Raw genomic sequence first — 20,325 nt, 5'->3', positions numbered from 1 at the left:
ATGGATTTATAAAATGCTAAGTGCTGCGATGGTTTTTTTGGAATTGGGATGGGGTAATTCCAGTAGTTTTTTTGAATGCAATATTAAATGAAGATAGCGTGTTGAACCCACAATCATAAGCGATACTTGCAATTTTTGTATGCCTATAATCCGGATGTGACAATCTTTTTTTTACTTCTTCAATTCTGTAACTGTTCAGGAAATCTGGAAAACTTTTCCCAATGGCATTATTAAGAATGTACGAAACCATATATGCCGGTAATTTAGCTTGTTTGGCCACCATGTCCAAAGTGCAATTAGTGTCCAGATAAAGCTTTTGGACCTGCATAAATTCCTCTAATTTACTTCCGTGTTCATGGAGTTCATGTTGGGTCAATCGTATGTTCTGACTCTTTTTAGCAGTGTTATTTTTAAGAAGGGATGGATTTTTAAAAAGTAAAAATGCCAGAAAGTAAATGAAAGGGAGATAGCTAATAGGACCAAGTAGATAAGGTGTTATCCCAAGAATATAGTTTGAAAAGTACAAGAATTGCAAAATAGCAGTACCCAACACCAAAGCAATAATCCAAATAATGGATGTGCGCTGCAGTTGTTCATTTTGATTTTTTTGCAATAACCATTTGCTCAAAAGAAACAATGAAGTCAAGCTATAGCCTACTTGGTGAAATAGTAGTACTGAATAACCGCCTTCATACCAAAACTCTTCCAATGAAAGGGAATCAATATAGAAAAGCAAAATTAGACCAGTCAAAAAATGCAAAAGACTCCATGATGCCCATTTTCTAGGATATAAGAAATGAAGTGTATACAAAAATAGGGCAGGACCAGAAATGGAATGGGCCATAAATCCCAAATTGAGCATCCAAAGAGGTGTGACATCCAAATAAACCCAGAGGATTGATTTGGTCAAGCGGATGGTAATGGCCAGAAAAAAAACAAAAAGCAGAAGGTTTCTAAAATCCTTTTTTCGTTCAAAAAAACTGAAAAAGGCCATCAGAAGGCTCTGTGCAGCGCCAATTCCTGCAATAAAAATTTCAACTTCTTTGTTTAGTCTCCATAGACGCATAATCCAAATGTAATCAGAAATTGAATAGGTTCGACATATCCAATTTGAGGTGCCTTAGCACATCGGCACGAAGACTAAATCAAATACAAAAAGAAGAGGGTCTTTTCGGATAAACATTGTTACTTTTGTTAAGATTTTCGAACTAAATAATATCGTTAATAAATAGATATGAATCAATATGATGTGGCCGTGATCGGGTCTGGACCTGGAGGCTATGTAGCGGCAATTCGCTGTGCACAATTGGGAATGAAAACTGCAATCGTTGAAAAGTATAGCACTTTGGGAGGAACTTGTCTAAACGTAGGCTGTATACCCTCAAAAGCACTTTTGGATTCCTCGCACCACTATGAAGATGCCGTAAAGCATTTTGAAGAGCATGGAATTGATATTCCCGGTGAGATTAAGGTCAACATAAAGCAAATGATATCCCGTAAGCAGGGAGTTGTGGACCAAACCACCAAGGGCATCCAGTTTTTGATGGATAAAAACAAGATTGATGTATACGAAGGTCTGGGAAGTTTTAAAGACGCTACACATATCAATATTGATAAAGATGGAAAAAGCGAGACCATAGAGGCAAAGCACACCATTATTGCCACCGGATCTAAACCATCATCACTTCCTTTTATTAAAATAGATAAGGAACGAATCATCACTTCCACCGAAGCATTGGCACTAAAAGAAGTTCCAAAGCACATGATTGTAATCGGTGGTGGGGTAATTGGTTTGGAATTGGGTCAGGTATATAAACGTTTGGGTGCTGAGGTTACGGTCATAGAATTTATGGACCGAATCATTCCGGGTATGGATGGCGGACTTTCCAAAGAGTTGACACGATCCTTGAAGAAGCAGAAAATGAAGTTCAACCTGTCCCATAAAGTAAAGTCGGTTGAGCGTATTGGTGATGAGGTTGTGGTTAAGGCCGATGATAAAAAAGGAAAAGAAGTCACTTTTAAAGGGGATTATTGCTTGGTTTCTGTTGGACGTAGACCTTATACAGATGGATTGAACGCGGAAGCTGCCGGAGTAAAATTGGACGATAGGGGTAGAGTGGAGGTCAATGACCATTTACAGACCAATGTTTCCAATATTTATGCTATTGGCGATGTAGTCCGTGGTGCTATGTTGGCGCATAAAGCCGAAGAAGAAGGAACCATGGTTGCTGAGCTATTGGCTGGACAAAAACCACATATCAACTATAATCTGATTCCGGGAGTAGTGTATACTTGGCCAGAAGTGGCAGCTGTAGGTAAGACCGAAGAAGAGCTTAAAGAGGCCGGTGTGGAGTACAAAGTTGGTCAGTTTCCTATGCGTGCTTTGGGCAGGGCCCGTGCGAGCATGGATATAGATGGATTTGTAAAAATATTGGCTGATAAGTCCACGGATGAGGTTTTGGGTGTCCATATGATCGGTGCCCGTTGCGCTGATTTAATTACTGAAGGCGTTACGGCGATGGAGTTTAGAGCTTCTGCAGAGGATATTGCCCGTATGAGTCATGCCCATCCAACCTATGCCGAAGCAGTTAAAGAGGCAGCATTGGCAGCCACTGACGATAGGGCTGTGCATATTTAATTTGACATAGTATTATTTGTGTAGCTATTCCAAGAAAAGAATAATTGTCACTTCGAGCGCAGTCGAGAAGTAATAAAAGCACAGTTTTTTTTAAAAGGTCTCGACTGCGCTCGACCTGACAAATAAATCAAATCAACATTAATGTTGATTTTGAGTTGTTTCGTAAGTTACAAAGTATTGGTAGGGCTCTATTTGGCAGGCTTAAAAACCCTGCTTAAAAAGAGCCTTATTTTTATCAGAATTTCTTTGAATATCGGCCTACTTGTCGAATACAATTCCACTCCTTTGTTTTTTGCGTAGTTGATCCCGAGCGAAATATTGGTTTTCACTTCGGTTTCATGTTGGTTGTATTTTAAAGCCAAATATGTACAGGCAATCATGAACAACATAGCCCCCGAAATGACCACCATTGGATTTAGGGAATGGTTGAAAAAGCGGTAGAGTCCCAAACCGGTAAAACTTCCATATAAAATGATAAAGTGGATAACGTATATGGAAAGTGTACTTGCGCCTATGTTCAATACTGTTTTGTTCGTCATGAATTGGCGCAGCAACATAAAAATTGCAAAGACCACAAAAACATCGCCCAACCTAATGAACAGATAGTTGTTCATTTCAATGAGTTTAAACAACTCTATTCCGGTTAATCTATGAAGGAAAACAAATCCGTTTGAAGAGTGGAAAATCAACAAGTATCCTACAAGTGTTGCTGTTGCAATGGCAATGGCGTATAAATATTTTTGGTCTTTAAATCGGGTAAAAAGAATGGAAATAAAGCCTCCTAAAGTGGCGTAGCCCAACCATGGAATTATGGTAAAGACTGACCCATTGGACTTGGTAAAATAATTGGCAATGGCTTCTGGCAAAAACGAAAACGACCACTGTTTGTATAAAGGTTCAAACAAGAATAGCAGTATGGTAATGCTCAAAAGCAGTGCTGGGAAGAGATATTTCTTCTTTTGTATGGTCAAGAGGTAAACCCCAATTACTGCTAAAATGGAAAGTCCTATGCAGTGCAAGACATCAACCAGATAAAAAGAATCATAAATATGACCATTTAGTAGTCCAAAAAGGTTCATTCGCAATAAATACCCTATCAACAATAATTGCAGGCCACGTTTAATGCCCTTTTTCACTCTGGGGTTATCAAACCCTTTTTGAGGAACGCGTATCAGCAAATACGTAAAAATAAAACCAGAAACTGTAAAGAAAACGGGAGCCGTAATACCCCTAAAATAGAGCCAGATGTTAAAAACCATATTTTCCTTATCCCTAAAAATAGGATCTAACAGCCCATCAATAAAATGCCCTTGAAGCATCATTAAAATGGCCCAGGCACGCATTGCATCAATAAAGAATAATCTGTTGGTCTTGGCTTTCATTTGCAAATAATTATCCTATATACTTGCCTAACAGCAAGTTTGGATGTTTTGCAGGGCAAAATTAGACAAAATACTCGCATGTATTACGCAATTGGGGTATTTTAGCCAAACAATCATTTTTTTACGATATGGCAGCAATTTTAGCATTCGCAGGGAGCAATTCTTCAACTTCCGTTAATTATAAGCTTGTAAAACATACAACATCATTGGTCGAAGGGCATGAAGTTAGGTTGCTCAATATGGCCGGATATCCTTTTCCCATGTTTAGTGAGGATGAAGAAAAGGAGAAGGGCTATTCCAATTCTTTGGTGGAACTAAAGGATGATATTGGAAAGGTTGATGCCATAGTACTTTCTGTTAATGAGCACAATGGTAATCCGTCTGCATACTTTAAAAATGTATTGGATTGGTTATCAAGAATTGAGCGAAAGTTTTTAGAAGGCAAAAAGGTGTTGCTAATGTCAACTTCCCCTGGGAAAAGAGGTGGGATTGGCGCATTGGAAGTGGTTAAAAATATGTTACCAAGATTTGGTGCTGAGATTGTGTCCGAATTCTCCCTGCCGTCATTCTATGATAATTTTGATGAAAATGACATAACCGATGCCTCATTAAAACAACAACATCAAGAAGCCTTGGACATCTTTTTACAATCATTAAAGTAATAGCTATTGCGCAAGCACCAATCTTTCCTTGTACAATCTATCCAAAAGTTCAAACTGGCTTTGTTGGAATGGTCAAAACCTAATAACAAAATAGTTTGGTTGGATAGTAATGAGCATTCTGATGCATATGGTTCTTTTGATGCAATTTTGGCGATTTCAGGACAGACCGATAAGTCTGGTTTTGAGGTTAAAAACATCGATGAATTGGAGTTTTTTGTCGGTAAAAAACAAGATTGGCTCTTCGGATACCTTAGCTATGACTTGAAAAATGAGTTGGAGGATTTGGTTTCCGACAACCATGATGGTCTTGGTTTTTCCAAGATTCATTTTTTTCAACCAGATAAGATAATTACAATTAAAGGACGGGAAATCAACTTTTTATATCTGGAAGATGCTGCTGATGAAATACAAAAAGATTTTGACCAAATATGCCAGATTGCTGATTCAAAAGAAGAAAAAACAAAGTTGCATCAGTCCGTGCGTATAAAATTGCGCATTCATAAGGATGCCTATTTTGAAAAAGCCCATAGGTTCTTGGAGCATATTCACCGTGGGGATATTTATGAGGCAAATTTTTGTCAGGAGTTTTATGCGGAGGATACAGAAATAAACCCTTTTGAAACCTACAAGAATCTCAACACCATTTCCAAACCTCCGTTTGCCGCGTTCCTAAGAATGGAGGATAAGTATTTGATGTGTGCTTCACCAGAACGTTATTTAAAAAAAGCAGGGCAAACTGTTATATCGCAGCCTATAAAAGGTACCGCTCCCAGAGGAACGACCAAAATGGAAGATGAGGCGAACAAGGTTGGCTTGAAGAATGATGCGAAGGAAAGAGCGGAGAATATTATGATTACAGATTTAGTCCGGAACGACCTTTCCAAGAGTGCGTTAAAAGGAAGCGTTGAAGTTAAAGAACTATGTGTAGTGCATACGTTTGAACAGGTTCACCAAATGATTTCGACGGTAGTTTCAAAAGTTTCAAAGGATAAAAGCCCAGTAGAGATTATAAAGGAAACTTTTCCTATGGGAAGCATGACAGGTGCTCCCAAGATTTCTGCTATGAAGATTATTGAGGAATTGGAAGAAACCAAAAGAGGACTTTACAGTGGAGCAGTGGGATATTTTGACCCTTCGGGGGACTTTGATTTTAATGTGGTCATTCGCAGCATTCTGTATAACGCTACCAAAAAGTATGTTTCCTTTTCCGTGGGAGGAGCCATAACGGCAAAATCGGATCCTGAAAAAGAATACCAAGAATGTCTGCTCAAAGCAAAAGCAATGCGTAGTGTTTTGGAAGGGACCTAATGTTTATTGTTACTTTGCAACATGTTGGAACGCTTCAAAACACATATTCAAAACAACTTTTCCTTCTTAAAAGGAAAGCGATTGTTGCTGGCTTGCAGCGGTGGATTGGATAGTGTCGTTCTTGCCCATTTATCAGTAAGATCTGATTTGGATGTTACGTTGGTCCATTGCAACTTTAATTTACGGGGAGAAGAAAGTGATGGGGATGAGTTGTTTGTCCGTAACCTTGCCAATGACCTTAAAACAGAAATAGAAGTAAAGTCATTTAATACCCAGGAACAGGTTCAGTTTGGCAAAGGTTCTATACAAATGGTGGCCAGGAAACTTCGGTATCATTGGTTTAATGAATTAATGGACAATAAGGGTTTTGATTATGTTTTGACAGCCCATCATGCCGATGATAGTTTGGAAACTTTTTTGATAAACCTTTCTAGAGGCACAGGGTTGGATGGCCTCACAGGGATTCCCGCTCAAAATGACAAAGTGGTTCGTCCATTATTGAGTTTCTCCAGAAATCAGATTTCAGCCTATGCCCATAAGGAAAATTTGAAATGGAGGGAAGATAGCAGTAACCAGGATGATAAATATCTCCGCAATAAAATACGATTGGAAATTGTTCCGCGACTGAAAGAGCTTCATCCTACTTTTTTGGAAAATTTCAAACAAACACAATCGCATTTGCATCAGACCGGTACAATCGTTGCACAGTATATTGCACAGCTTAAGAAAGATTTGTTCAAAAGAGAAGGTGATAGGTTTAAGATAAATATTGGGCATTTGCTGGAATTACAACCAGTTGAAGCCTATCTGTACCAGCTTTTCAAGCCATATGGTTTTACGGAATGGAATGATGTTAAACAGCTTTTGACTGCAATGAGCGGGAAGGAAGTACACTCAAAAACGCATAGATTGTTAAAGGACAGGGAACATTTATTCTTGTCCAAGATGGAGCTTGGGAATAAAGAAACTTATCTTATTTCAGAAGAAAATAGCAGTATTGAAACCCCTGTTCCTTTACAGATTGAGGAGGTGAAATCAATAGATGAAGCCTTAAAAAATGTGGTTTTTTTAGATAAGGAAAAGTTAAACTATCCGTTAATATTAAGGAATTGGGAAAAAGGCGACTATTTTTATCCTTTTGGAATGCGTGGGAAGAAAAAGCTTTCCAAGTTTTTCAAGGATGAAAAAATGGATGTTTTGTCCAAGGAAAAACAATGGTTGTTATGTTCAGGCAATGATATTGTCTGGGTAATGGGCAAGAGGCAGGACGAACGCTTTAAAGTTGATGACTCAACCAAAACCATTTTAAAAATTACGCTAACAGTATGAGATTTTTGTTGCTGTATTTAGGAATGTTCTTTACCATCTTGACCATGCAAGGCCAATCTGCGGATAACCCGGCTTTATGGAGTCATGAGGTGAAAAAGATATCGGACACCGAGTATGAATTGGTGTTTAAGGGAAAAATTCTAGATGGGTGGCATGTATACTCCCAATATACAGCAGAGGGAGGTTCTTTGCCAAGCGAGTTTACTTTTGAAAAAGTAGGAGAGGACTATGAACTGATTGGTAGTACAGAAGAAAGTGAAACCATTAAGGAATACAGTGAGATTTTTGAAGTAGAAGAGACCTTCTTTAAAAAAGAGGCGATTTTCAAACAGCGCATAAAACTGCTGAAACCCGAGGTCAAGCAGATTTCGGTCAATCTGTTTTATCAGATTTGTAAGGAAGTATGTATCCCAAAAGATGAATTGTTTCAGATTTCGTTGGATGGCAATGCCTTTGTTGCTTCAGAACAAAAATTAGATGAACGCAGCAAGATTTTAAGTGGCGCATTAAAACTGGATTTAAAGAACAAGGAGCTTCTAAATCAAGGTGGATTAAATGGAGCCAAAGACAAATCTAACCTATGGATGATTTTTGGGTTGGGATTTTTAGGAGGGCTGATTGCCCTATTGACCCCTTGTGTTTTTCCAATGATTCCCCTCACGGTGTCTTTTTTCACAAAACAATCGCAGCAGAAATCTAAAGGAATAATAAATGCCATATTATATGGGCTTTTTATTGTACTCATATACTTTTTATTGAGCTTACCTTTCCACGTTTTTGATTCTGTTGATTCACAAATACTGAATACCATTGCAACCAATATTTGGTTGAATGTGCTATTCTTTGTCATTTTTGTGTTTTTCGCTTTTTCATTTTTCGGTTATTACGAACTGACACTGCCAAGTTCATGGGCCAATAAAATGGATGCAGCCTCTTCCAAGGCAGGTGGGGCACTGGGCATATTTTTTATGGCACTTACCTTGGCTATTGTATCATTTTCCTGTACCGGCCCCATTTTGGGTGGACTTTTGGGGAGCACAACCCTAGCCGAAGGAAATGTTGCCGTAAACTTATCAGCAGGGATGGTAGGTTTTGGCTTGGCCTTGGCTCTGCCATTTGCTTTGTTTGCGTTATTTCCCGCATGGTTGAACTCCTTGCCCAAATCTGGAGGTTGGATGACGACGGTAAAAGTGGTTTTAGGTTTTTTGGAATTGGCACTCGCCTTCAAGTTCCTTTCCAATGCCGATTTGGTTGGTAATTGGGGTATCTTTAAAAGAGAGATTTTCTTGGGAATTTGGATCATACTTTTTGTGTTGACCACCCTTTATCTTTTTGGAGTTTTCAGATTTCCACACGATGGACCAAAACAAAAACTTTCCCCTGCTAGAAAGTTGGTTGGATTGTTAAGCGGAGCTTTTAGCATCTATTTAATTTTGGGCTTATTGAACTTTACCAACTTGAAGTTGTTAAGTGGATTTCCTCCACCAGATTTTTATAGCGTAACCGAAACTGAAAGTGATTGCCCTCTAGGATTGGATTGTTTTAAGGATTTCGAAGAAGGCGTTGCCTACGCACAAGAGGTGAACAAACCTATTCTATTGGATTTTACCGGATGGGCCTGCGTTAATTGCAGAAAAATGGAGGAAAATGTTTGGAGCGATTCAAAAATCTATTCGCTGCTGAAGGATGAATATGTCCTTATTTCTTTATATGTGGATGATAGAAAAGAGCTTCCCGATTCAGAAAAGTTCGACTTTCAGTATGATTCAGGAAGAATTAAGGCCATTGAGACCATTGGGCAAAAATGGGGCACTTTCCAGACCATTAACTTCAATGCAGCTTCCCAGCCATATTATGTGCTTCTTTCTCCAAACCTGGAAATTTTGAACGATGCCGTGCAATATGTAGACATTGATGTTTACGAAAGATGGCTGAAATCAGGTTTGGAAAAGTACCATCTTTCCATGAACAAATAGTACAGAGTTCATCGGGTAAATTTTCCTTTCTTGGAAAAATAGTTAACTTAGTTGAGCTAATTAACTTAACCAAGACCCCCGTGAAGAAGTTAAAGAAAGTACTCATAGTGCTTGCCAGCCTATTGTTCATTCTATTCATTGGTTCCATAATAATTATCAGTAGTCTTAAACCGGATTACGAAGGAAAAAAAATGTTGCCCAAGCTTGAAAGTGAGGTCAATGTTTTTTACGATACTTATGGAATCCCGCATATTTATGCCCAAAATAAAGCAGATGCATTTCATGCCTTGGGTTACGTGCATGCCCAGGATCGTCTTTGGCAAATGGAATTATTAAGAAGGGTTGCCACAGGAAGACTTTCTGAAGTCTTTGGAAAAGATTTGGTGGAAACGGATAAATTCTTTCTTTCACTTGGTATAGACGATTATACGTCAAAAACCATTTCTGAACTGAACATGGAAAGTGAGATGGTTCGATTGTCCAATGCTTATCTGGAAGGTGTCAATGAATTTATAGAAAAGGGGCCAACTCCTATAGAGTTTTACCTTACAGGGTTGAAAAAGGAACCCTTTTCGCTTGAGGATAGTTACAATGCCATTGGCTATATGGCTTTCAGTTTTGCCATGGCCCACAAGACTGACCCGTTGTTAACAAACATAAGGAATCAACTTGGAGATGAATATATAAGGGAACTGGCGATTGATTCAGACACTTCTACCGTTTGGATTAAGAATTATAAGAATAGTAAAGCGGATTCCATTGGCACAGACATTACTGCAAATGTTACCAGGGCATTGGAACAGCTTTCATTACCATTATTTGAAGGAAGCAACAGCTGGGTGATCGCTCCTGAAAAAACAAAAAGCGGAAAGGTCATTTTGGCAAACGATCCCCATATAGGGTTTGCACAGCCTTCGGTCTGGTATGAAGCCCATATAAGTACGCCCAATTATGAAAAATATGGATATCACTTTGCGGGTGTTGCTTTTCCTGTTCTTGCCCATGACAGAAATTTGGCATATGGCTTGACAATGTTCGAGAACGATGACATAGATTTTTATCTGGAGGAGACACATCCCACAGATAGCACAAGGTATGTAACAGAATTTGGGTTTGAGGATTATGAATATGTAACCAAAGAGATTAAGGTCAAGGATGAAGAGACCATTTCCTTTACCTATAAAAAGACAAGGCATGGTCCGGTATTGAACAACATTGCCAAACAAATTACTACCGAAGAGCCCATTGCCATGTCTTGGATATATACCAAACCTCAAAACGAGGTTTTAGATGCCCTTTACGAAATCAGTGATGCAAAAAACCTTGAGGAGTTTACAAGTGCATTGCCAAAGATTCATGCTCCGGGATTAAATGTCATGTATGGCGATGCTTCTGGGAATGTGGCTTGGTGGGCAGCGGCCAAACTATATCAGATGCCCGATAGTATATCAACCAAGTTTGTGCTCAACGGAAAAACAGGAAAAGAAGAGCCCATTCGTTATTTGGATTTTTCTGAAAACCCTAGCGCCATTAATCCGCCATGGTATTATGTGTATTCGGCAAATAACCAACCCGATTCAATTTCAGGGATGGTGTACCCAGGGTATTACTTGCCGGAAAACAGGGCAAAGAGAATAGTACAATTATTGGATGGTAAAAATGATTGGGACAAAGAATCTGTTGCTGAAATGACACTTGATGTTACCTCCTCAATTAATCCAGCCCTGATCACAGAGCTCATAAAACTTCTGGATGTTTCCCACCTAGCGGAAGAACAGTTGGTTTTGATTGATGCCCTGAAAAATTGGGATGGGTCTTATACCTTGGACAGCACAAACCCTACACTATATCACAGATGTGAATACTACGTGCTCAAAAATACTTTTGAAGATGAATTGGGTAAAGAACAGTTTGACCAATTTATGGGTACACATTTGCTAAAACGGCATATTGCATGGGGTGCCAAAATGGGAGTCGGTAAATGGTGGGACAACATTTTCACTAAGGACAAAGTGGAAACACGAAGTGATATTGTCCTAAAATCTTTCGCAGATGCTTGGAATTCCTTAGTGAACGATTTGGGACCAGACCCAAAGCAATGGACTTGGAACAGAGTACATACTTTGGAGCATCAACACCCAATAGGTCAAGTAGAGTCCCTTAGAAAATTCTTCAATGTTGGTCCTTATCCCGTCAATGGCACTAGAGAAGTTATCAATAATATGGCCTTCCCATACGATAGCACTGGGTTTTATAAGGTGAATTCTGGCCCTTCTACCCGTCGGATCATCGATTTCTCAGATATCGAGAACAGCATAAGTATCCTGCCCACAGGACAATCTGGAAATCCATTTAGCAAACATTACAAAGACCAGGCTGAACTTTTTGTAAATGGAAAATTCCGTAAAATGATGATGAATAGGGAAGAGATCGAACGTAATGCAGAATCTGTACTAAAACTTACCAAGGATTAGACTTCAATCACATTACAATCTATTGAAAATAACTTGTTAATTTTAGTTAAAAAGTAAGAATATCCATTGTTTTTTATAAGAATTAATGAGGATCATTTAATTTTTAACATAAGATTAAAATTAACAATTATAAATAGTATTTTAGGTCTAGCTAGTTCAAATAATCATTGTCAAATCCCTGACATAACATAACTCATTTATGACATTTTTTTTTAGGAATACTTTAGTGCCATTTTTGGTCTTAGGATGTTGCCTGTGCGCCAAAGGCCAAGAGGTAGCTCAGGAAGAATACTATAATTCTTTTGACCAACGAATCGGGATTGAAAATACTGGTCTATACCAAGGAGTTGTTTATGATGAAAAGTATAGGACCATAAATGAAAAAAATCAATTTTTTAAAACAAAAGACTTTCAAAAAGGTAATGTCTGTTATGATGGACAATGTTATTATGACCTTGATTTGAAGTATGATGTTTACGGTGATGAAGTGCTGTTTAAATTGATTACAAAAGCAGGAGGAGGAACTGTTCAATTAATCAAAGAGTATTTGGACAGTTTTGAAATTGGAGGCAGCCGATTTATTAAACTGCAGCCCAAAGATGCTCCTTTACTGAATTCATATGGGTTTTATGAAATAGCAATGGAAAGCTCAACTTTTACGCTGTATACCAAATATGTGAAAAAGAGTTTTGAAAGAAAAGATAGGAAATCGCTCTATTATGAATTTTTGGAAGGTCCCAGTGAAAATGTCCTATTGTATGATGGGACATATTACATTATCAAATCCAAAAAAGATATTGTTACACTGTTTCCAGATCTTAAAAAGGAAATAGATAAATTCTACAATGTGGCCAGGGGACTAAGAAAATCAAACCCAAATGGTTTTCTAATTAGTCTTATGAAACGAATAGATATACTACTATCCCAGAACACAAACCAATCAGAATAATGAGAAAAATTTTGACCGTGACCATGCTTTTGATAAGCATGCAATGTCTTATTGCGCAAGAAGAAATTCCGAAAATATCGGTGACGTTCACAAATGTTGATATTAAGGAAGCGCTTGATACAATAGAAAGCAAAACCCCATATAAGTTCTATTATCTGGAGGGATGGTTGAAAGATATAAAAGTTTCAGGAAGTTATGAGAACACCCAGGTAAGCCTGATTTTGGATGATCTTTTCAAGAAGACCGTACTCAACTTCTACATAGCGGATAATGGAAAAATATTCCTGTTGCAGAACAATCAAATTTATGATACCCTGCCCGAAGATTTCTTTGGAAAAGTAGAAGATCAGATTGTGGATGATGAGCCGGGGTACGATGAACTCCAAGATTTGGGACCATTGTTCGTAAATACAGATGAAGATAGCGCAAATAGGGGATTGCAGGTAGTTAGAATTGGTAAAGAAAACAGAAACAATAGGAGAAGAACGTTCACACTTTCAGGTAAAGTGGTAAATACCAAAGGACAGCCCATTCCTGACTTGGCAATTATTGTACAGGGAAAAGATATAGGAACATCGACCAATGCAAATGGGAATTATAGTGTTGAATTGCCTGTTGGTGAAAATATTATCCAGACCAGAGGATTGGGTATCCAAGATTCCAGGACCAAGGTTGTACTTTATAATGATGGCACCTATAATTTCCAATTAAATGAAAGTTTTGAGGTTTTGGATGAAGTTGTGGTGCAGGGCAATATTGATAGGAACGTGGAAACCGCGCTTACGGGGGTAACACTTATTGAGGTGGAAAAAATCAAAAATATCCCATTGGTGCTTGGAGAAAGAGATATCCTTAAGGCAGCGATAACCCTACCGGGAATAACTACGGCTGGTGAAGGTGCGGCAGGATATAACGTTCGTGGGGGTAGAACCGACCAGAATTTAATACTGCTGGACAATGGGGTTATTTATAACCCTTCTCACTTTTTTGGTATTTTTTCGGCTATAAACCCTTTCAGTACAGGTACTGCGGAAATTTATAAAGGCCATGTCCCTTCCGAATTTGGAGGTAGGCTTTCCTCGGTTTTTGATATTACCACTAAGGATGGGAATACGCAAAAATTTGCAGGCGAGGCATCCATAGGACCGGTTACCAGTAATATTGTTTTGGAAACTCCGGTTGTAAAGGATAAATCTGCTTTATTGGTTGGTGGAAGGGCCACTTATTCGGATTGGATATTGCGCTCACTGGATGATGAACAATTGAACAACAGCACGGCCTCCTTTTTCGATGTAGTTGCCAAATACAATCATACCATAAATGAGAACAACGAAATAAAGGCAACTGGATACTTCAGTCGTGATGAGTTTAGTATTACTTCGGATTCCATTTACGATTATAGCAACAGATTGGTGTCTCTTAAATGGGACCATAAATTTAGTGGAAAGACCACAGGAAGTCTTATCCTCTCCAATAGCGAGTATAAGTTTGGAATTGAGTTTGATGGCGAATCCAATGACGATTTTGACCTTGGTTACAAAAACAGCGAAACGGAGTTCAAACTAAAGATGAAATATCTTCATAGTGACAAACATAAGTTTGATTATGGCTTGTCCAGTAAACTTTATATAGTAAACCCTGGTGATATTGTACCCCTTGGCTTGGATTCGGATGTAACCGCTTTGACGATACCTGAAGAACGTGGATTGGAATCGGCCATTTTTCTATCGGACAGTTATAAGGTTAATGACAAGTTGCTGATAGACATGGGTCTGAGATATTCCTTTTATGCCGCACTTGGAGCTTCTTCCCAGCGTATATACCAAGACAATGCACCCAGAAATAGCGGAACTTTTGTAGAGACCCAAGAATTTGATAAGAATGAGGTCATTGAAACCTACGGAGGCCCTGAAGTACGTCTCTCGACCCGATATTTCATTAAACCGGATTTCTCGGTTAAGGCGAGTATCAACAATGCCTATCAGTATATTCATACGCTATCCAATAACACAACCGTTTCCCCAACGGATACTTGGAAATTATCAGACCTAAACATTGAACCACAGGAAGCCTATCAAGCTTCATTGGGTTTTTATAAAAACTTTGAAGGCAACAAATATGAGCTGAGTCTGGAAGGGTATTACAAACAACAAAAAAACCTTTTGGACTATAAAGTCGGGGCACAACTACTGCTTAACGAAGCCATTGAGACAGAGGTTTTGCAAGGAGATGGTAAAGCATACGGAGTTGAGTTTTTAGTGAAGAAAAACGAAGGCAGGTTAAATGGCTGGTTGGGATATACCTATTCACGTTCTTTTGTGAAGTTGGACAGTGAGTTTAATGAGGAGCGTGTAAATAACGGTGAATTTTTCCCTTCAAACTTTGATAAGCCACATGATATAAGTTTGGTAGCCAATTATAAGTTTACCAGAAGGTTCAGTGCTTCGGCCAATTTTGTTTACCAAACCGGAAGGCCAGTTACTTTTCCTATAGGAAGTTTCTCCTTCAATAATTCTGAGTTTGTTTTTTACAGTGATAGAAACAAGTTTAGGATACCAGATTATTATAGGTTGGATTTGAGCTTCAACATGGAAGGAAATCATAAGATCAAAAAGTTTGCCCATAGTTTTTGGAGCTTCTCCATTTATAATGTATTGGGACGAAATAATCCGTATTCCGTGTTTTTTGTTACCGAGGATGGAGATATTAAAGCATATCAAAGCTCCATATTTTCGATTCCTGTGCCAACTATTACATATAATTTCAAGTTTTAACAGGTGCAACTGGCTCAAAAGGACATATTAATGGTATTGGTCTTCACGGCAGCATTAACTTCTTCGTGCGTTGACCCTTTTGAAGTGGATTCTGATGAATTTTTGAGCACTTTGGTAATAGATGCCACCATAACGGATGAAATGGGATTACAAGCCATCTACCTTTCCAATACCTACGGCTTTGAGGAAGAACCTGAAACGGTATCAGGCGCATCTGTCAAAGTCATTGAGAATGAAACCAATGAAATTCTCTTTGTTGAAACAAACCCTGGTGAGTATAGGTCTCAACAGGAGTTTGCCGCTCAACCAGGAAGTAGCTATACATTGAAGGTTACCACTAGGGAAGGTTCGAATTATAGTTCCCAAAGTACTTCCTTGCCTCAGGCAGTGGCATTGGATAGCGTTTATGCTGACAGGATTACCAGTAGCTTGGGAGAAGACGGCATTGCAATTTTCGTGGACAGTTTTGATGCCACGGGCAATTCCCAAAACTTCCGTTACGAATACCAGGAGACTTATAAGGTCATTGCCCCGGAATGGAACGATTTTGATCTTTTAAGTACCGGTATTGATTGTGGGGTTGATGTTATTCCCAAGACAGTGCAAAATAGGATATGCTTTGCCAACGATAGGTCTACGGGCATTATTTTGACGAATACAGAAAATTTGAATGAAAATAGGGTACAAAGGTTCATGGTCCGTTTTATGGATCGAAACAACTATATCATATCCCATCGCTATAGCATAGAGGTCACTCAATATACCCAGTCCAATGATGCCGCTTCCTACTTCAGTTCATTGGACCAATTCTCCAGTACTGAAAGCATTTTTTCGGAAAGTCAACCTGGATTTTTGGTCGGAAATGTCTTTTCAGAGGAGAACCAAGATGAAAAAGTATTAGGGTATTTCGAGGTAAGTGCAGTTTCCAAAAAGAGGATTTTCTTCAACTATGATGATTTTTATCCAGGGGAAGACCTTCCGGATTATGTTAATCCATGTATGACAATTGCCCCTAAATTAATAAGTCAGGGGGGGGCACGTTGTGTTTTGAGTGCTATGGTAGAGGCAAATCAGGTCAGTTACCTAAATGTAAATGATGACCCTCCGTTTGAAGAAGGTCCTTATCTGGTAGTTCCACGGGAATGTGGGGACTGTACCGTTTTAGGAAGCAACCAAGCTCCCGAATTTTGGACGGAATGATTGATATGAAAAAGACAATTAACAAGATAGGATTGTATATACTGGCAATGACTTTCATGCCCATATCCGGCTGTATTGAGCCCATTGATGTGACCTTTGAGGATTTTGAAAGTGCTTTGGTGGTTGAGGCTACCATTACCAATAAGGTAGAACAACAAAAAGTTGTTCTGACCAGGACCTACAAATTTGAAGATGATGGACCTTCTGCAGAAAGTAGCGCTCGCGTGAGGGTAATAGGGGGGAGCAACACCTATGTTTTTCAGGAAAACGCCGCGGGAATTTATACATCGGAACAAATGTTTGCTGCACAACCAAATACGTCTTATCAGCTAATTATTGAAACACAGGACGGTAGGACCTATAGTTCGAGTGAAGTGCAATTGACCCAGACCACCCAAATAGATGATCTAAGAGTAGAGAGAATCACCAATGATGGTGGCGAAGAAGGAATTGGTGTTTTTGTGGACAGCTTTGACCCAACGGGTAATTCGGTCAATTACCGATATGAATATGAAGAAACCTATAAGATCGTGGCCCCTTTTTGGTCGCCCATTGGTTTGGAGAGAACACCAGTGGATGAAGCAACACAGATTTGCGATGTAAGAAAAATTCCAGATGAAAAATCCAAGGAAACTTGCTTTGCAACAGATTTTTCCAACTCAATAATTCAGGCATCTACTGTGGATCTTTCCGAGGATCGAGTCAGCAACTTTAGGGTAAGATTTATAAATAGGGATAACTATATCATTTCGCACAGATACAGCATTTTGGTGAGGCAGTATATACAATCCAATGAAGCTTTCACCTTTTATGAGACCCTAAATGAGTTTTCTGGCAGCGACAGTTTTTTTTCCGAAACCCAGCCGGGCTTTTTGGAGGGTAATATTTCTTCAGACCAGAGTAGAAATGAAAAAGTACTTGGCTATTTTGATGTTGCTTCGGTATCTGAAGAACGTATTTTCCTCAACTATGATGATTTTTTCCCAGGGGAAGACCTACCTCCATACGTTGACCCTTGTCAATTGAGCTCCCCGCCATTGAGTACGCCTGGAATTCCTCCAAGATGTATTTTGGCGATTCAGGCTGACCTTGGAGTTGTAAGTTATGCCGGAGATAATGATAGTGGAGGATCAACAGAAGGCCCCTTTTTTGTTGTTCCATCCGTATGCGGAGATTGCACGGAAATTGGGAAAGTAGAGATACCAGAGTTTTGGATAGAATAATTAATTGAATTAATGACTAAGAGTTGTAAACTCCATATGAAAAATAGAATTATTATCGGCTTTATAAGTATTTTGCTTTATGGCTGTATTGAACCATTTGAAGCTGAATTTGTGGACTTTGAAAGTGCTTTGGTTATTGAAGCGACCATAACCAATGAGATAAAACAGCAGCAAGTTGTACTATCCAGGACTTATAGGTTTGAGGATGAAGGACCTACTGCCGAATCCAATGCCATTGTTAGTGTTAGTGACGATATGGGCAATACATTCAATTTTCAAGATACTGGTAATGGTGTTTATCTTTCGGAAAATGCATTTGCCGCCCAGTCAGGTAGAAGTTATCAACTTTCGGTAACCACAGTGGATGGAAGGAACTATGGGTCTGATCCAACACAGCTTACGGCGGCTACCTCCATAGATGAGGTAAATGCAGTACGAATCACCAATGATGATGGGGTAGACGGGGTGGCAATTTTGGTCGACAGTTTTGATTCTACCGGTAATTCCAAGAATTATAGGTACGAATACGTGGAAACTTATCGGGTTATTGCTCCTACTTGGAACCCAACATCTTTGACCGGTGCTCCGGAACCAGGTTGTGATGTAATCAAAATACCCAATACCACGGATGAACAAATATGCTATCCTACAAGCTTCTCCAACAAGATAATCCTAACATCAACAGAGGATTTGGAAGAAGATAGGGTAAGTGATTTTATGGTACATTTTATATCGAGGGATAACTACATTATTTCGCATAGGTACAGTATTTTGGTAAAGCAACTTGTGCAATCCAATGAGGCATTTACCTTTTTTAAGACGCTTAATGAACTTTCTGGATCGGAAAGCCTTTTTTCAGAAACCCAGCCGGGTTTTTTGCAAGGAAATGTGTCTTCCAAGGAGAATGCAAATGAAATAGTGCTGGGATTTTTTGATGTTAGCAGCGTCTCGGAGAAACGTATTTTTTTCAACTTTGATGATTTTTATCCGGGCGAAGCATTACCACCATATGTGGAACCCTGCGTGCCAAGTGCTCCCGTTATTGCTAATATGGGTGGTTGCGTATTAAGGCCTATCCTTGAAATTGGAGCTGGAATATATTTTGGCGACAATGGAGAGCCCTCTGAGAATGAAGGGCCATATTTTATAGTTCCCAGAGTTTGTGGGGACTGTAAGGTTTTGGGAACCACAGAGGTACCTGATTTTTGGATTGAATGATAAAACTTGAAGCCACATATCTGAAGTCGTTGGCCATCATGATGGCCTGGCTGCTGTTGGGTTGCATTGAACCCTTTGAAACGGAATTTGTGGATTTTAAGGATGCTTTTGTAGTGGATGCCAAGATTACTGATGAAATGAAGCGGCAAGAAATTGTACTAACAAGAACATATAGGTTTCAAGATGAAGGACCACCGCCAGAAGCCAATGCAAGTATCATGGTAAAGGACAATTCTGGAAACGAATATGCTTTTGAAGAAACCGACTCGGGCAAATATCTGTCCAAAATACCCTTTGCAGCTTCTCCACAAAAAGAATATCACCTATCTATTACCACTCAAAATGGCAAAAAGTATAGGTCACAGGACATGAGCCTGCCACAAGAATCCAAAATAGATACTGTCTATGCCAAAAGATTGACCAATGATTTAGGTGAAGAAGGGATGGCCATATTCGTAAGTGCAGCCCTTACTGATGATGCCAACAGTTTTTACAGGTATGAATATGAAGAAACTTACAAGGTAATTGCACCAAGATGGGCTCCCAGGGAATTGGAGGTAATACGGGGTGGTATAGGTGACTCCATAATCCTTGTTCCCCGCTCTCTGGATGAAAGGATTTGTTATCCAAGTAGGGTTTCCAACAAAATTCTTCTTGCCGATACAGAGGATTTTACTGGAGGTACGGTTTCAGATTTTATGGTACACTTCATCAACAGGAATGATTATATTATTTCACATAGGTACAGTATTTTGGTGCGCCAACATACACATTCCATAGAGACGGCTAGTTTTCTGGAAACGTTGAACAACTTTTCCACAAATGAGAGTTTGTTCTCAGAGACCCAACCGGGGTTTTTGGAGGGCAATATTTATTCTGAGCAGGATGCAAATGAGAGGATATTGGGCTATTTTGATGTATCGGCAGTGGATGAAAAACGCATTTTTTTCAACTATGTTGATTTTTTTCCAGGAGAGCGCTTGCCTCCTTATGTTGAACCTTGTGTTGAAAATGCCCCAGCAATAGGACTTGTGGATTTGATACGTTCGAACTTGGTAAAATATGTAAGGGAAAATGATGGTGAATTTAACCCTGGAGGGCCACATGTCACAGTGCCTGCAGTTTGTGGTGATTGTACAATATTAGGAACTTCTGAAGTTCCAGATTTTTGGATTGAATAAAATAATAGAAT

The 20,325-nt window shown here is 39.1% G+C and carries 14 protein-coding genes; 12 read left to right on the top strand and 2 right to left on the bottom strand.

Annotated elements, in window-relative coordinates; all coding sequences use genetic code 11:
* Window positions 1–16 precede the first annotated feature (16 nt).
* Window positions 17–1,066, bottom strand: a complete 1,050-nt coding sequence (locus tag ACOQO1_RS06035; protein WP_420601966.1) for a helix-turn-helix domain-containing protein — start codon at window positions 1,064–1,066, stop codon at window positions 17–19.
* A 168-nt stretch (window positions 1,067–1,234) separates the two neighbouring features.
* Between ACOQO1_RS06035 and lpdA the strand changes: the two genes are divergently transcribed.
* Entirely contained in the window at window positions 1,235–2,638 is a 1,404-nt protein-coding gene (gene lpdA / locus ACOQO1_RS06030) for a dihydrolipoyl dehydrogenase (protein WP_420601965.1), read from the top strand.
* Between the two features lie 188 nt (window positions 2,639–2,826).
* Here the strand turns inward: lpdA and ACOQO1_RS06025 are convergent, their stop codons facing one another.
* Window positions 2,827–4,020, bottom strand: coding sequence for an acyltransferase family protein (locus tag ACOQO1_RS06025; protein WP_420601964.1), 1,194 nt, complete (start codon window positions 4,018–4,020; stop codon window positions 2,827–2,829).
* Window positions 4,021–4,148: 128 nt separating this feature from the next.
* Between ACOQO1_RS06025 and ACOQO1_RS06020 the strand changes: the two genes are divergently transcribed.
* From ACOQO1_RS06020 to ACOQO1_RS05970, 11 genes are all read left to right on the top strand, one after another.
* Window positions 4,149–4,682 carry an NADPH-dependent FMN reductase gene (locus ACOQO1_RS06020; protein ID WP_420601963.1) on the top strand — a complete coding sequence of 178 codons (534 nt, stop codon included), beginning with the start codon at window positions 4,149–4,151 and terminating at the stop codon, window positions 4,680–4,682.
* 6 nt (window positions 4,683–4,688) lie between these two features.
* The gene (locus tag ACOQO1_RS06015) at window positions 4,689–5,990 is read left to right on the top strand and encodes an anthranilate synthase component I family protein (protein WP_420601962.1); all 1,302 of its coding nucleotides are present in this window, start codon (window positions 4,689–4,691) and stop codon (window positions 5,988–5,990) included.
* A 21-nt stretch (window positions 5,991–6,011) separates the two neighbouring features.
* Entirely contained in the window at window positions 6,012–7,319 is a 1,308-nt protein-coding gene (gene tilS, locus ACOQO1_RS06010; protein ID WP_420601961.1) for a tRNA lysidine(34) synthetase TilS, read from the top strand.
* Entirely contained in the window at window positions 7,316–9,295 is a 1,980-nt protein-coding gene (locus ACOQO1_RS06005) for a cytochrome c biogenesis protein CcdA (RefSeq protein ID WP_420601960.1), read from the top strand. Before tilS ends, ACOQO1_RS06005 begins: the two co-directional genes overlap by 4 nt.
* A gap of 80 nt (window positions 9,296–9,375) precedes the next feature.
* Window positions 9,376–11,769 (top strand): penicillin acylase family protein, encoded by a 2,394-nt coding sequence (locus ACOQO1_RS06000; RefSeq protein WP_420601959.1) that lies wholly within the window; start codon window positions 9,376–9,378, stop codon window positions 11,767–11,769.
* A 199-nt stretch (window positions 11,770–11,968) separates the two neighbouring features.
* Complete coding sequence (locus ACOQO1_RS05995) at window positions 11,969–12,718, top strand: hypothetical protein (RefSeq protein ID WP_420601958.1); 750 nt, start codon at window positions 11,969–11,971, stop codon at window positions 12,716–12,718.
* The gene (locus ACOQO1_RS05990) at window positions 12,718–15,492 is read left to right on the top strand and encodes a TonB-dependent receptor (protein WP_420601957.1); all 2,775 of its coding nucleotides are present in this window, start codon (window positions 12,718–12,720) and stop codon (window positions 15,490–15,492) included. The genes ACOQO1_RS05995 and ACOQO1_RS05990 overlap by 1 nt, the downstream gene beginning before the upstream one ends.
* Before the next feature lie 30 nt (window positions 15,493–15,522).
* Window positions 15,523–16,692, top strand: a complete 1,170-nt coding sequence (locus ACOQO1_RS05985; RefSeq protein ID WP_420601956.1) for a DUF4249 domain-containing protein — start codon at window positions 15,523–15,525, stop codon at window positions 16,690–16,692.
* 5 nt (window positions 16,693–16,697) lie between these two features.
* Entirely contained in the window at window positions 16,698–17,915 is a 1,218-nt protein-coding gene (locus tag ACOQO1_RS05980) for a DUF4249 domain-containing protein (protein ID WP_420601955.1), read from the top strand.
* Window positions 17,916–17,951: 36 nt separating this feature from the next.
* Window positions 17,952–19,133 (top strand): DUF4249 domain-containing protein, encoded by a 1,182-nt coding sequence (locus ACOQO1_RS05975; RefSeq protein ID WP_420601954.1) that lies wholly within the window; start codon window positions 17,952–17,954, stop codon window positions 19,131–19,133.
* A complete protein-coding gene (locus tag ACOQO1_RS05970) occupies window positions 19,130–20,314 on the top strand; it encodes a DUF4249 domain-containing protein (protein ID WP_420601953.1) in 1,185 nt (394 codons plus the stop codon). The genes ACOQO1_RS05975 and ACOQO1_RS05970 overlap by 4 nt, the downstream gene beginning before the upstream one ends.
* Window positions 20,315–20,325: the final 11 nt, after the last annotated feature.

This window comes from Flagellimonas sp. (assembly GCF_965222555.1).
Classification (GTDB): domain Bacteria; phylum Bacteroidota; class Bacteroidia; order Flavobacteriales; family Flavobacteriaceae; genus Flagellimonas.
The sequence above is the reverse complement of the archived record's forward strand: the minus strand, read 5'-3'. Positions and strand labels throughout refer to the sequence as shown.